Annotated in this window: 11 protein-coding genes; all 11 read left to right on the top strand. The window is 62.9% G+C overall.

The window, feature by feature from the left end:
• Position 1 precedes the first annotated feature (1 nt).
• Genes tssC through tagF form a run of 11 tightly spaced genes read left to right on the top strand, consistent with a single transcriptional unit; the run spans position 2 to position 14335 of the window.
• Positions 2-1507, top strand: a complete 1506-nt coding sequence (gene tssC / locus CIT25_RS21120; protein ID WP_095486432.1) for a type VI secretion system contractile sheath large subunit — start codon at positions 2-4, stop codon at positions 1505-1507.
• A 47-nt stretch (positions 1508-1554) separates the two neighbouring features.
• On the top strand, positions 1555-2016 hold the full coding sequence (locus CIT25_RS21115; RefSeq protein WP_095486431.1) for an Hcp family type VI secretion system effector: 462 nt from the start codon (positions 1555-1557) through the stop codon (positions 2014-2016).
• Positions 2003-2758: a type VI secretion system baseplate subunit TssE gene (gene tssE, locus CIT25_RS21110; protein ID WP_095486430.1), complete on the top strand. Its 756-nt coding sequence runs from the start codon at positions 2003-2005 to the stop codon at positions 2756-2758. The genes CIT25_RS21115 and tssE overlap by 14 nt, the downstream gene beginning before the upstream one ends.
• Position 2759: 1 nt before the next feature.
• The gene (tssF, locus tag CIT25_RS21105) at positions 2760-4634 is read left to right on the top strand and encodes a type VI secretion system baseplate subunit TssF (RefSeq protein ID WP_095486429.1); all 1875 of its coding nucleotides are present in this window, start codon (positions 2760-2762) and stop codon (positions 4632-4634) included.
• A complete protein-coding gene (gene tssG, locus CIT25_RS21100; RefSeq protein WP_095486428.1) occupies positions 4598-5665 on the top strand; it encodes a type VI secretion system baseplate subunit TssG in 1068 nt (355 codons plus the stop codon). The genes tssF and tssG overlap by 37 nt, the downstream gene beginning before the upstream one ends.
• Complete coding sequence (gene tagH / locus CIT25_RS21095; protein ID WP_095486613.1) at positions 5662-7119, top strand: type VI secretion system-associated FHA domain protein TagH; 1458 nt, start codon at positions 5662-5664, stop codon at positions 7117-7119. The genes tssG and tagH overlap by 4 nt, the downstream gene beginning before the upstream one ends.
• A 3-nt stretch (positions 7120-7122) precedes the next feature.
• Complete coding sequence (gene tssJ / locus CIT25_RS21090) at positions 7123-7575, top strand: type VI secretion system lipoprotein TssJ (protein WP_095486427.1); 453 nt, start codon at positions 7123-7125, stop codon at positions 7573-7575.
• Between the two features lie 39 nt (positions 7576-7614).
• Positions 7615-8949 (top strand): type VI secretion system baseplate subunit TssK, encoded by a 1335-nt coding sequence (gene tssK / locus CIT25_RS21085; RefSeq protein ID WP_095486426.1) that lies wholly within the window; start codon positions 7615-7617, stop codon positions 8947-8949.
• A 4-nt stretch (positions 8950-8953) separates the two neighbouring features.
• Positions 8954-10276, top strand: coding sequence for a type IVB secretion system protein IcmH/DotU (gene icmH / locus CIT25_RS21080; RefSeq protein WP_095486425.1), 1323 nt, complete (start codon positions 8954-8956; stop codon positions 10274-10276).
• A gap of 1 nt (position 10277) precedes the next feature.
• Complete coding sequence (tssM, locus tag CIT25_RS21075) at positions 10278-13814, top strand: type VI secretion system membrane subunit TssM (RefSeq protein ID WP_095486424.1); 3537 nt, start codon at positions 10278-10280, stop codon at positions 13812-13814.
• A complete protein-coding gene (gene tagF, locus CIT25_RS21070) occupies positions 13796-14335 on the top strand; it encodes a type VI secretion system-associated protein TagF (protein ID WP_095486423.1) in 540 nt (179 codons plus the stop codon). Before tssM ends, tagF begins: the two co-directional genes overlap by 19 nt.

The following is a 14335-nucleotide window of genomic DNA, read 5'->3' as shown; positions in this document are numbered from 1 at the left end:
CATGGCCGAACAGCAAAAGACCGCAGCCGTCACCGCCGAGGCGGAAGCCATCGACCTCGGAGAATTCAGCGGGCTCCTCGAGAAGGATTTCAAGGTCAAGAAGGACGACAGCGAGAAGCTGCAGCAACTCGTCCGCAATCTCGCGCTGGCGGCGCAGTCCCGTTCCGACACCACGACCATCTCGTCCAACGCGATCAAGTCGATCAAGTCGCTGATCGCAGGCATCGACAAGATGCTGACGACGCAGGTCAACGAGATCCTGCACGCGCCGGAAGTGCGCGAAATGGAAGGTACGTGGCGCGGCCTCTGGTATCTCGTCAACAACACCGAAACGGATCAGAAGCTGAAGATCCGGGTGATGAACATTTCCAAGGAGCAGCTCGCCGACACGCTTGAAGACTATGAAGGCCAGATGTGGGATCAAAGCCCGATCTTCAAGAAGGTCTATACGGACGAGTATTCGATGCTGGGCGGCGAGCCGATCGGCTGCCTGGTCGGCGCCTACGAATTCTCGAACCATCCGCGCGACGTCGGCCTGCTGCGCAATATGTCGGGTGTCTGCGCCTCCGCGCATACGCCGTTCATTGCCGCCGCTTCGCCGCGCCTGTTCCGCATGGACAGCTGGCAGGAACTGCCGAACCCGCAGGACCTGCAGATGATCGTATCGAACCCGGCCTATGCCTCGTGGCAATCGCTGCGCGAGAGCGAGGACGCGCGCTATATCGGCCTCACCATGCCGCGCGTGCTGGCCCGGCTGCCCTACGGCACCGACACCGTTCCGGTGAAGGGCTTCACCTTCGAGGAGGAGGTGGAGGGCGATCACAACAAATATGTCTGGATGAATGCCGCCTTCCCGATGGGCGTCAACATCAACCGCAGCCATAAGCTCTACGGCTGGGGCACGCAGATCCGCGGCGTCGAGAACGGCGGCACGGTGCTCAACCTGCCGGTGCACAGCTTCCCGACCGATGACGGATCGATCGCGATGAAATGCCCGACGGAGGTCGCCATCGACGACCGGCGCGAGGCGGAGCTCGCCAAGCTCGGCCTGATGCCCATCCTGCACCGGAAAAATACGGATCTCGCGGCGTTCATCGGCGCGCATTCGTTGCAGGACGACGAGACACGTGCCGGGCGGCTGGTCGATCCAGACGCACAGTCAAACGAGCGGCTAAGCGCCAACCTGCCCTATCTGTTCCCGGTTTCGCGCTTTGCGCATTACCTCAAGGCCATTGCGCGCGACAAGATAGGGTCGTTCAAGGAGCGGTCGGACATGCAGATCTGGTTGACCGAGTGGATCAACCGATACGTGCTGGCCAACCCGGCCTTTGCCGACGACAAGGCGCGCGCCAAGCGCCCGCTCGCTGCCGCTGAGGTCCAGGTGGACAGCGTGGAGGGGCGGCCGGGCTACTACAATGCTCGCTTCTATCTGCGCCCGCATTACCAACTGGAGGGCATCAACGCGTCGCTCCGGCTGGTGTCGGAACTACCGTCCGTAAAGTCTTAATTTGCAGCAACATCATCTGTTTTGTTTGAAAGCGCTGGAGAAAGACAATGCCAACATCAGTGAAAATCGACGGCTTTCTAAAGGTTCCGGACATCAAAGGGCCAAGCGTTCGAGACGGCCACGAAGATGAAATCGAAGTCCATGGGGTCGATTACAAGATTGTCGCGCCATACGATCCGAATTCGCTCTCACGCCGCGGTCGTGTGTCCCTCGGCATGATCAAGTTCACCAAGCACTATGACAAGTCGTCGCCCTATCTGAAGAAGGCGCTATTCGACAACAAGGCGCTGGACGAAGTTGTGTTCTCCGCACGCCGGACCATCGATGGGGAAACCAGCGACTACCTAGTCGTTACCCTGACTGACGCCTCGATCATGGAGTACGACATGACGCAGGCCGAGGACGAGGAAGACCTGATCCAGGAGGAGGTCAGCTTCGCCTACAAGAAGATCAAGTTCGTCTATGACAAGGATGACGAAATCGAAATGGATGTCTATGTCGGCAAGTGAGGCTCGGCGGCCCGGCGCGGACAAGCTGCAGGTTACCGGCAGTTCGCGAGCGAAACGCGAAGCGGTCCAGCCCTCTCTTTGGGACCGCCTCGTCAATGACCTGCCGGGCGTGGCCTCGGAAATAGACGGGCTGCGCCAGGTCTTGCTCGACGAGCTTGGCGCGGACCGGCTGGACATCCTCATCGCAAGTACCACGCGGATCATCGACGCCGACGCCGAGCTCACATCCGATCAGAAGCGGCGTCTGCACCGCCTGATCTTTCAAACCCAACACCGCGCGGAGATCGAAAGCCGCGGCGTGGTCGTATCGGCCCGCGTCCTCAGGGAGGCCGTGCGACGTGACATCGAAGCTCTCTTCAATACCGAGCGCTTCGAAGCCGTTCCGCTTCTTTCAGATCTTGAAAACGAACAGTCCGCGGACAATCCGCCGTCGCTTGCCGATTTTCCGGAAGTGCGTCGAAGTGTGGTCAATTACGGCGTGCCCTCCTTCTCGGGCCGTTCGTCCCGCGACTTTGATCGCGAAACCCTGGCGCGCGAGATCCGTTCCATCCTTGCCACGTTCGAGCCACGTCTCAAGGAAAGCGCAACAAAGGTAACGGTGACCCTTGGTGACAAAAGTGTGGGCCTGAAGATCGAGATAGACGCTGTGCTGATCATGACGCCGACGCCGGAACGCATGCGCCTGCGCACCACAATCAATCTCGATAACGGCTTGGCCCGGACCGAATTTAGGGAAAGCTGAGATGGATCGCGTCTTCGTAGAATATTACGAGGAGGAACTGTCCCATATTCGCGGACTCGCGGCAGAATTTGCCGACATGCATCCGGCGGTGGCGCGCAATCTCTCGCTCGATACGGTCCCCTGCCCGGATCCGTATGTGGAGCGGCTGCTTGACGGCGTCGCCTTTCTCGCTGCGCGCACCCGGTTGAAAGTCGATGCCGAGCGCTCGAGGTTTTCACGCAGCGTCCTGGATGTCCTTTATCCCGATCTGGTTACGCCGGCGCCGGCAACGGCGATGGCAGTGCTGAAACCCGGACAGCAGGTCCAGTCGATGGTTGCCGGCCATGTCGTCAGGCGGAACACGCGGCTGGTGTCCGGTCTGCAACCCGGCCTGTCGACGCGCTGCACCTTCACCACAGCGCAGGAAATGACGCTGTGGCCGATAACCATCAAGTCGGTTAGTTATTTCCAGGATCGCAGCGGGTTGGCAGCGGCCGGCATAACACCGATCGGCGGCGTAGGCGGCGAGGCGGCGCTGCGTATCACGCTTGGTCGGGCCGGAAAAGGCAAGCTCGACGAACTGGCGCTTGACCGGCTCGATTTCTATTTTGCTGGGCGCACCAAAGCGCCATTGCTGTTTGACGCAGTTTTCGGCGTCTGCTCGGCCGTTGGTGCACGAGCCGAAGGCAAGGCCAACCCCCTATCGCCGTTGCCGGCACCCGAAATGGTCGGCATCAGCGACGACGAGGCGTTGATGCCTCGTACCCGGCCGACATTCGAAGGGTACCGTCTGCTGCGTGAATATTTCATGATGCCCGAGCGCTTTCACTACGTGCGGGTTTCAGGACTGCAACCGGTCGTGCGCAGATGCGACGCCGGGATCGAAATCATCTTCATGTTCCGGCGTCCAGCACCCGAACTTGCCGATGTGACGCCGGCGGATTTCGAACTTTTTGCGACGCCGATCATCAACCTCTTCGAGCGTGACTGCAACGTCATCGAGCTTGATCCCCGCAGAACGCGGCAAGTGCTGCATGCCGACCGCACGCGGGCGCGGGACTTCGAAATCTATCGGGTGACCCGCGTCGAGGACGCCGATTCCGAGGGCACCGACGCCGAAATTCCGGAGCTCTTCAGCCTGGGGCAAAATCGCAACAATGGCTGGGTCTTTTCCACCGAACGGCGCCCTCGCCGGGCCACCGAAGATGAACGGCGCGACGGGTTGACCCGCACCTCATACACTGGAGACGACGTTTTTCTATCGATTTCACGGCCGGTCGGAAGCCCGGCGAACCGACCGCTGAAGCGTGTCGACATCATGGCGCTTTGCACCAACCGCGATCTGCCGATCCTCGACGACAACCCTACCTTGACGCTGGAGACAGGCGATCCGGTCGAAACGGTCCGGCTTCTCGGTGCGCTGCGTCCGCCCCAGCCGGCTATCCCGGCCGCCCTGCCCGCGGGCGCCGAAGGCGAATCCCGAGCCGACAATCTCGCCTGGCGGCTCGTGGCGCAGCTGGCGCTCAACTTTCTCAGCCTTGCCAAGGAAGGTCGTGGTGTCGATCCGCTGCATGCGCTGCTCGATCTTTATGCCGACCGGGGAGATCCGAGCCTCGCACGCAATGTGCACTCGATCGTTCGTATTGACTCGCGGTCCGTCATCGAACGGCTGCAGATCGATGGGCCGATGTGCTTCGGAAGGGGCACGGAAGTGACATTGCATGTGGACCAGTCGGTCCTGGCAGGGCAAAGCACATTGCTGCTTTCAGCCTTGCTTGCGCGGCTGTTTGCCCGCCACGCAGGAATAAACGGCTTTGTGCGGACCCGCACGCGGCTGCTGCAGAAGCAGGAGGATGTGCCATGGCCGATGACGCCCGGCAATCGCCACCTGATCTAGGCGAACTCGACCTGAACCGGGTCGAGGGGCTGTCTGATACGTTCGACTTTTTCGAGCTTTTGCGCCGGCTCGAACGCAGGGGTGGGCTGTTCGGCTATTCCGGCCACGCGGATCGCGAGCCGGCAAGGCTCGGGCAGCACGTGCGTCTGAGCTTTTCCGCCAAGGACGTGGTTGAATTCCGCGAAGCGAAGGACAAGACGCCGGCCCGGGTCACGATCGCGAATCTCGGGCTGATGGGACCGGAAGGCCCCATGCCGCTTCATTTGACACGCTGGGTACTCGATCGTCTGTCGCAGCGCTGGTTCACCGGCGCTGACGCACGGCAGACCAGCGACACGACGTTCGTGGACTTCGTCAATATTCTCCAGCACCGCATGATCGCCCTGTACTATCGGGCCTGGGCGGATGCGCATCCGGCGGTACAGGTCGAACGTGCGGTCGGCGGCCGGGTAAGGGCCATGCTTGAAGCCATGGCGGGAATCGGACTGCCCGGCACCCACAATCCCGATCTCGACGCCGTGAAGCTTCGCCAGGCAGCATCGCTCGCCGGCCAGGTCGACGGCCCGGAGCGGCTGACGCTGTTCCTGGCGGAAGCGTTCAAGGTGCCGGTGCAGATCAAGGAGTTCGTTGCCACCTGGATGACCATCCCAGCATCGCTCCAGACCCGCCTTGCACAAGCTTATGCAGTGCTGGGTCGCGGGGCGACGATCGGCCCGCGCGTTTTCAGCCGCCAAAGCAGGATCGAACTCCGCGTCGGCCCGCTCGGGTATGAGGAGTTCAAAACGTTCCTGCCGGGCGGTCAACGTCTGAAAATGTTCAAACAGGCCGTTCGCGACATGGTTGGGGAATCGCTCGACGTCGATCTGCGGATCGTGCTCGCGCGTGAAGCCGTGCCGCAGCCCCGCATCGGAGCGGTACAGCTCGGCCGAACCACCTGGCTTGTGCGGCCTGCTGAAAGGGGCGATGCTGACGATATGCGGCTGCGGACAATTGTCGGATGGCGGCCGGAAATGGCGGGGGTCGCGGCATGAGTCTGCTGCTGACTCTGGAGCAAGGACCACGGACCCAGGCGGTACGGCAGACCCGACTGGACGAGGGTGAGTTGGTGATCGGCCGCAGCGCGGACGCAGGCTGGCAGATCGACGATCCCGACATGTTCGTTTCACGCGCCCATTGCAAGATCACCGGCGGGCGGGATGGATATTTCGTCACCGACACATCAAGCAGCGGGTTGTTCATAAACGACTCTGACAGTCCGCTCGGCGCTGGCACGTCGGTCCGTCTTCAAAACGGCATGCGGCTGAGACTGGGCGATTACATCGTATGCGTCGATCTGCAGACGCCGGTCGCTCAAGCACCAGCAACCAGCCAATCGGTCCCGGAACGGTCGCCGCCAGCATCACGAGCGCCGGTAAGCATCGGCCGCGATGATTTCTTTTCAGCCACGGTCGAAGAAGAGCCGCGACGACCGCGTCCCGCCGATCTGCCGAACCCGTTCGAGCAGCCGATTCCAGGAGCGTTTGAGCGCGCCAACCAGCGCAGTTCGCAGGCCTTCGACGACCCGTTCAGCCTCGACCCGGTATCAACGCCCGCGCCGAATGGCGCCGTCTATTCTGAACCAAGTGGTGCGCCAGGCCCCGCAGACCCATTCAGCCTCGATTCGGTGCCGTCCGGCGCAACCGAGGCCGCTTCAAAAAGGTCATCCGAATTTGATGACGATTTCGGTTTCGGGCCGGCCGCGTCGCCCGATTCGAGAAACGGCGCCAGCTCGACCGGTCAACGCAAACATCTCGCCGGAAGACCGCAATCGGCCGATCCCTGGGATTTGCGTGGCCAGGCGGCAGATATCCCTTCTCCGCCACGTGCTGGCGTTGCTCCCAAACCCGCCCCCTCCCTGGCAGCGGCACAACAGGCGAATACGGCCCTTCGCACTGCGTTCTTGCGCGGCATGGGCATTGAGGAAGCCGATTTTCCCGGACGCGACAGCGTCGCGGAAATGGAGAAGTTCGGTCGCGAGTATCGGCTCATGATGGAAGGCCTGATGCAGCTGCTGCGCAAGCGGGCCGAGGAAAAGGGAAACGCTCGCGTCGCCCAGACGGTGGTGGGAGCCTCTGAAGTCAATCCGCTCAAGTTTCTGCCGACGGTCGACGACGCCATCGTGACCATCATAGCGGAGCGCAGCCCCGGATTTCTGGCCGGCGAAGCGGCAATCGCGGATGCGGTCCGCGATCTCGCGCAACATCACGTGCGCGCCTGGCGAGGCGTGCAGTCGGCCTTGCGGCGGATGATTGACCGTTTTGACCCGGCAGCGATCGAGGAAGAGTTGAAATCAAGTTCAGCGATCGGCACCCTGCTTTCTGGCGGGCGCAGCGCCAAGCTGTGGGAGCTATACCAGAAACGCCATCGTGAAATCGCCCAGAGTGCGGAATCGAGCTTCCTCGGCGAAATCGGCGCTGATTTTCGGGATGCATATGAGGAGGAGTGAAAAATGATCGATCGACGCGAATTTATCGTTGCCCTGGGCGCAACCGGGCTGCTTGCGGCTTGTCAGAGCGGTCCGCCAAAACCATCCGCGGTCACCGTCAACCTGACCGGCGCGGCCGGCATGAACCCGGGACCAGGTGGCGGCGACCGGCCCGTGACGGTCCTCGTGATGCGGCTGCGCAGCACCGGTAAATTCAACTCGGCCGATTATTTCGCGCTGCAGGGGGATGCCGGCTCCGCACTCGCAGGCGATCTCATTGGATCCGACCAGATCTCCGTCGGGCCGGGAAAGACCGCATCCAAAACCATCACCGTAGAGCCGGACGCGGCTGCGCTGGGCTTCGTTGCCCTCGTTCGCGAGCCCGGCGGCCGGAGCTGGCGCACAACCAAGTCGGTGTCGTCGGGATCAACAGTTACCGTCAACGTCACGCTTGGCAGCGGCGGCATTTCCGCCTAGCGGCCAGGGCAAGGGGTGCTCGATGCAGGAAGTAGCGGCATGAGCGATGCAAACAGGGTGCTGTGGTCCGAAGGCCTGTTTCTGCGGACCCAGCATTTTCAGCAGCAGGATCGCTTTTTCGAGGCGACGGTGCGCGGCGCGTTGCAGGCCGGGCAGTTGCATACGTTCGGCTTTCAGCAGCTGACGCTGGACCAGGCAATGCTCGATGCCGGCCAGGTCTCGATCCTGTCGGCACAGGGCATCTTTCCGGATGGAACCCCCTTCTCCATCCCTGACCTGATGGACGCGCCACGACCGCTGCCGGTCACCGCCGATACGGGTGCCGGACCGGTGCTGGTCGCCCTGCCGATCGAGCCTGCTGGCGGTGTCGGCTTCGATCCGGCGCACGCGGCCTCGACAGGAGCACGCTATCATGGGCGCATCGTTTCGGTGCGCGACGCCGTCCAGGGCGGTTCGGATCCTGAAGAAATCGAAATCGCCCGACCGCAGGCGCTGCTGCTTGCACCGGGAAAATCGGTTGGCGGCTACACCGCCTTGCCCATAGCCGACATCAAAGGCGTTCGAGCCGATGGCGGCGTCTCCCTGGATGAGACGTTCCTGCCGCCGACACTGGTTACCGGAGCAGTGGCCTGGTACCGGCAGTTGCTTTTGGAAGTCGTCACCGGCCTCGACCAAATCGCCGAGGCGCATGGCAAAATGGTCATGGGTGGGCCAGGGCGTAGCGTCGAAGACCTCTTGATGCTCAATCTCGCCAATGCGGCGCGTCCACGACTGGCGCACATGCTGGCGCAGGATGTTTTCCATCCGGCCGAGCTTTACCTGGAGCTTGCCGGTCTTGCCGGTTCGATGGCGACCTATGGCTCGAGCGCGCGACGGCTGAGCGAGTTGCCCGCCTACGATCACATGGCGCCCGGCCCCGCATATTTGGCGCTGGCGGACGCCTTGCGCTCACTCATCCTGAGCCTGCGTTACATCGAGCCTAAATCCCGCGCACTGCCGGTCATGCGGCATTCGACCAACGTCTGGAAAATCCGCATCGACAACCCGAAGCTGCTGGTGGCCAGCCGGATCGTTATCCGGGTCGGTTCCGAGCTGTCGGAAGATGCCTTGCGTAAGATTTTCGTCAACCAGGCGACTGTCGGTTCGGCCGATCAGTTCGAGGGTCTATGGAAATCCCGTCTACCCGGCATTCCACTGAAACCGCTTCATTCCCAGCCCCGCGAAATCCCCTACGATGGCGATCGGCTGTGCCTTGAACTGGATCAGAAAAGCGAGCACTGGGCCTCGCTGCTCGATGCCCCCGGCTTCGTTATTGGCGTGTCGGGTGTGCTGCCGAGCGAGCCGCAGGTGGACTGCTATTCGGTAAACAGGTGAGATCATGAGCCGGGATGATCCTTTCGGACTGTCGGAGGATCGCGAACGCACTCGCATACGGCTGACCGGCGCGCCGATGCCGCGACCGATGACGCCACTCCTGTCGGGCGCGCCAATGAAACGGTCGCGTACGCATCCCAACACCCTTGTCAACGCATTCGCGCCCTTGCTCGAGTTCGCGCCGGAGCTTGAAAGCGCGCTGCCACCGGAAAACCCGGAGGCGATGCGCACCCGGTTGCTCGAAGAGCTGGTTCGGGCACGCGACGCGGCAATGTCGGCGGGATCCTCGCTGGAGCGCGCCGACCAGGCAGCCTGGGTGGTGGCGGCGTTGCTCGATGATCTGGCCTTGAACACGCCATGGGGCGGTGCCAGCGCATGGCCGCGCCAGCCGCTTGTGGTGATGCTTCGAGGCGATGTCGATGCCGGCACGCAGTTCTTCACGCGTCTCGACGAACTGGAGCGCCACCCGAACCGGGATCGTGAACTGCTGGAATTGCAATATCATTGCCTGGCGCTCGGCTTCCGCGGCAAATATCGTGTGCCCGGCCGGTCGGGCGACCGCTCGCTCAATGCCGTTCGCGTTGCTGCGGCGCGCTTCCTGCGCGATGCCGACGCCGACGGCGCGCCACTGTCGCCGAACTGGAAAGGCGTGATCGCATCCGACGAGCCGCAGCGCTTCATCGTTCCGATCTGGGTAATGGCGCTCGGTGCGGCGGTTATCGCCACGGCAATCTATCTCGGGCTGTCGATGGGACTGAGCAGTCAGGCAGTCGAGCTTTCTACGCTCGTTCGTGCTCTGCCGCCACCCACGCGCGGCGATATCAGCCGCACATCGCCTCAGGTCGAAGCGCCGCCGCCGGAGGCCGTGGATTTCGCGCTGGTGCCGGAGTTTCAGGCCGGAGCGCCGGCGAATCTCAGGGCCGCGCTAAGCGGCACCGAGAGCGTTTCGCTGGCCAGGCTGATCATTCAGGCCTCCAACCCCGAACTGTTCCAGTCGTCGCGGCCGACACTGACGGAAGGCTTCGAGCCGCTGATTGGTTCGATCGCCAAAGTGATCTTGGCCAATCAGGAACTGATCGGAAAAATCACCGTGGTCGGCCATACCGACAGTATTCCTTTGCAACGGTCCAATCCGCTTTCCACCAACCAGCGGCTGTCGGAAGCGCGCGCAGCAACCATTACCGAGATGCTGGTCCAGAACGGTGTGCCGCAGGACCGCATTCGCTTCGAAGGACGTGCAGCTACCGATCCAGTGGCCGACGACAGCACGCGCGCGGGACGGGCCTTGAACCGCCGCGTCGAGGTGCTGGTCGAAAAGAGGCTATGAGATGTTCATCCTGCGCTTCCTCTGGGCGGTTCTGACATCGCGCTGGCTGTGGACGCTGATCGGCATCACGCTGCTTTCCCTGGTTATCTGGGTGTTCGGCCCGATCGTGAAGGTTGGTGCTTACGGACCCTTCGCCTCGGAAAATGTGCGCATCGTCATCATTGCGCTGCTGGTCATCTTCTGGCTGATCTGGCTGATCGTCGCGCAGCGCCGGGCGATCCGAGCCAACCGCATGTTCGTCGCCGAAATCGCTGCGCCCGTGGTGGAAAAACCGCTGAGCCCCGGCGAAGAGAACGTCGCCGCAGTCGGCGCCAAGTTCGCCGAGGTGATGGCCGAATTGAAGCGTCGCAGGCTGGGCGGACGCAAGTTCCTGCGCGAGATGCCTTGGTACGTGATCGTTGGGCCACCGGCCACCGGCAAGACCACGGCTTTGCGCCAGTCCGGTCTGAACTTTCCGATCGATCTCACCGACGACCTGCAGGGGGTTGGCGGCACGCGCAACTGCGACTGGTTTTTCTCTGAGAACGCAGTTCTGATCGACACGGCGGGCCGCTACGTGCAGCAGGAGAGCCGGCCGGACGTCGATGCGGCGGAATGGCTAGGCTTCCTCGACCTCTTGAAAAAGCATCGCGGCCGCCGGGCGCTGAACGGCGTGATCGTCGCGCTGTCGATCGACGCGCTTTCAGAGGGCGACGAAGCCATCAAGGCACATGGCCGCAAGATCCGTCGGCGCTTGGCAGAGCTCAACGACCGGCTCGAAATCCGCCTCCCGGTCTATCTGATGCTGACCAAGGCCGATCTGATCAAGGGTTTCGAGGCCTTCTTCGGCGGCCTGTCGACGGCCTCGCGCGAGCAGGTGTGGGGGACGACCTTCGCACTGGATGCGCGTGTCGACGCAAAGACCATAGAGCGGGAAATCGCCACCCTTGCCACGGAACTCGAGCGGCGGCTGGTGCCACGCCTGGAGGATGAGGACAAACTCGCTGCCCGCGCCGAGATTTTCAGATTTCCCGCCCAGCTCACAAGCCTGTCCGAGCCTATCCAGGTGCTGATCGAGGCGATGTTCGGCGAAAGCCGGTACGAAGAAGCCGCCTGGCTGCGCGGCCTCTATCTGACGTCGGCGACCCAGGAAGGGGCGCCCATCGACCGGCTGACCGCGGCACTGTCTTCATCCTTCGGTCTTCCGCCGCGGCGTGCCATGCCGGCGCCGCGCGTTGAAAAACGCAGTTTTTTCCTGAAGAACCTGCTGACCGAGGTCATCTTCAGGGAGGCCGGCCTGGGGACGTTCGATCCGCTGGCGCAGCGCCGCCGCGCCTGGATCTGGCGCGGCGCCGCGGCAGCCTGTGCCGCCGCCGCCTTGTTGGCCGGTGCGATGTTCACCTGGTCCTACTATGACAACCGCAATGCGATCACAGCACAGGCGAGCCAGTTCGAAGCGCTGCAGGCGCCATTGACCGCAGCAGCCGCGAGCCCGGCATCGGTGGAGCAGCCCGCTATCGATGGCGCGCTCAACGCGATGGCCGAGGTCGCAAATGCCCGAACGGCACCGCCGAGCAGTGCCCAGGATCTACTGGGACCATCGGCATCGGCGGAGCTGCTGCGGGCGCAGACCGACACTTACGACCACGCACTGCGCAATGTTCTCGAGCCGCACATGGTCGCTTTGCTCGAGGCGACTATGTGGCGGCAGATCCGCGATCCGGATTTCATGCTGGGGGCGCTGAAAACCTATCGCATGATGACGGGCCTGTCGCAGATGGATGCCGATTTCGTCCAGAACTGGTGGGTCAGTGATTTGCCGGAATTCGCACCGGCAGCGCCCTTTCCGACCGCCGACGCGGAAGAGCACCAGCTTGCCGCGATCCGCCGCATGGCGGTCGATGACAGCTACATCGCCGCGGATCAGGCGCTGGTTGCCGAGGCGCTGAAAACCGTCTGCACGATTTCGCTGCCGGCGCGTGGCTACAGACAGTTGCTGGCCGATCCGGCGGTGGCCGGCCTCAAGGAATGGATCCCGGCGAATTTCGCCGGTCCCAACGGCGCCAAGGTCTTTGCACGGCGTTCCGACAAGACGCTGCGCGTCGGCATTTCAGGCGCGTTCACCTATTCCGGCTTCCACGATGCCATTCTCGACCGGATCGAGGATGTCGCCGCCCAGGCCGCACTCGATCGGGCGGTCTTTGCCGGCGGCTGTTCGGAAAATTCCGAAACCTCGGTCTCGGCGCTGTCCGAGGATATTCTAAAACTCTACTACGAAGACTACATCGCACAATGGGACAGCATCCTGCGCGATATCAGGCTCGCGCCATTGGCCGACCTGAATGTCGCCAGCGAGAACCTCAAGGACCTTTCGAGTGCTGACTCTGCGCTGAAGCGCCTGCTTACGGCGGTCGTTCAGGAGACCGAGCTTACCCGATCCGATGAAGCGCCGGCCGATAACAAGGCAGCAGCAAAGGGCGGCTCGAAACTGCTCAGCAAACTCGGCAAGCTTGGCAAACTGGCCAAGACAGGCGCAAAACTGCTGCCACGCGCAGGCTCCGCAGACGAGGTGGATCTTACCGGCAATCTCGTGGCCGAACACTTCAAGCCGCTCAAGGGCGCGATCGCCGAGGTCGACGGCCAGCCGCCGGCACTCGACGCCGCGGTGGTGGCGCTGACCGCACTTTCGAACGTGCTGCAGACGGTCACGGCCAATCCCGACCCTCAGGACGCCATCAAGAAACAGGGCGGCCTCGCCGAGCTGACGGGAGCGGTCGCCAGGCAAGCGCAGATCCTGCCCGATCCAGTCGACGACTGGCTCGGCGGCATCGCCGGCGACACCAGCGGCCTGACACAGAAGGCGGTCACCTCGGAGCTTAACGCCATCTGGCGCGCCGACATCCTGCCGTTCTGCCAGGCGGCGCTGAACGACCGCTATCCGTTCAGCCCCGAAAGCGCGGTCGACGTCAATGTCCGCGATTTCGCCCGCCTGTTCGGGCCGGCCGGGATGATCGACACCTTCATCAACGACCATTTGATCAGCTATGTCGACACCGCCAGCCAGCCATGGAAATGGCGCGCCGACTTCGGCCTGGACCCGGCGGCTCTGGCGGCATTCGAACAGGCCAGGCGTATCCGCGACGATCTCTTTCCGGGCGGTACGGGCCCGGTGATGAGCTTCACGCTCGAACCCAAGGACCTGTCTCCCAACGTCACGCGCGTGACGCTCAATCTCGATGGCCAGAACCTCGTCTATTACAACAACGCGACGCGACCGCAGCCGATGACCTGGCCCGGCAAGGACGGCACCGGCGTCATTTCCCTCGCCTTCCAGCCGATCGACGGCTCACCCGAAATCATGCTCAACGAGACCGGCAGCTGGGCTTGGCTGAGGATGCTGCGCAGCGGCCGTTTCACCGGCACCTCACTGTCCGATGTCTACAGCCTGCGATTGGGCACGCAAGGCATGTACGCGGATTTCGAGCTCAAGGCCGCCAGCGTCGAAAATCCTTACAATCTGGAGATGTTCAAGAAGTTCTCATGTCCGCCACAGATATGATCACCGGATTTTTCGGCAAGATTCCGGCGACTGGAGATTTCGTCGCTTGGAACCTGCCGCGGACCTTCATCGACCGCTGGGATCGGTGGATGTCGATGGAATTGCGCGTGCGACCCGATGAAGGCGACCTCGACCCGCGCGCTTGGCGCTTTATTGTCCAGGCCGGGATTTTCGGTGACCAGCCCTGCGCCGGTGTCTGGCGCATGAGCGAGGACCGCGTCGGCCGCCGTTATCCGTTCGCCATCGTCCGGCTTGGGCCCCCGCCGGAGCCGGGCGACCCGTGGTACGATGCCGTGGCCTCGCTTCTTCAGAATTGCGTCGACAACTACTGGGCGCAGACCCGGCTGGCCGAAAGCCTTCAGATTTTGCCACCTCCGGGCGCCGCCGCCGCGACCGACAAGATCGCATTCTGGAGCGACGACTGGGAGGTCAGGGAGTTCGGCTTCGCCGACATCCACGACCTTGCTCAAAATGCCCTGCCCGCGATGCGCGCGGCACGGCCGGAGACGGCGGAGTCCTGA

Source organism: Mesorhizobium mediterraneum (genome assembly GCF_002284565.1).
Taxonomy (GTDB): Bacteria; Pseudomonadota; Alphaproteobacteria; order Rhizobiales; family Rhizobiaceae; genus Mesorhizobium; species Mesorhizobium mediterraneum.
This window is presented reverse-complemented; position numbering and strand designations above follow the sequence as displayed.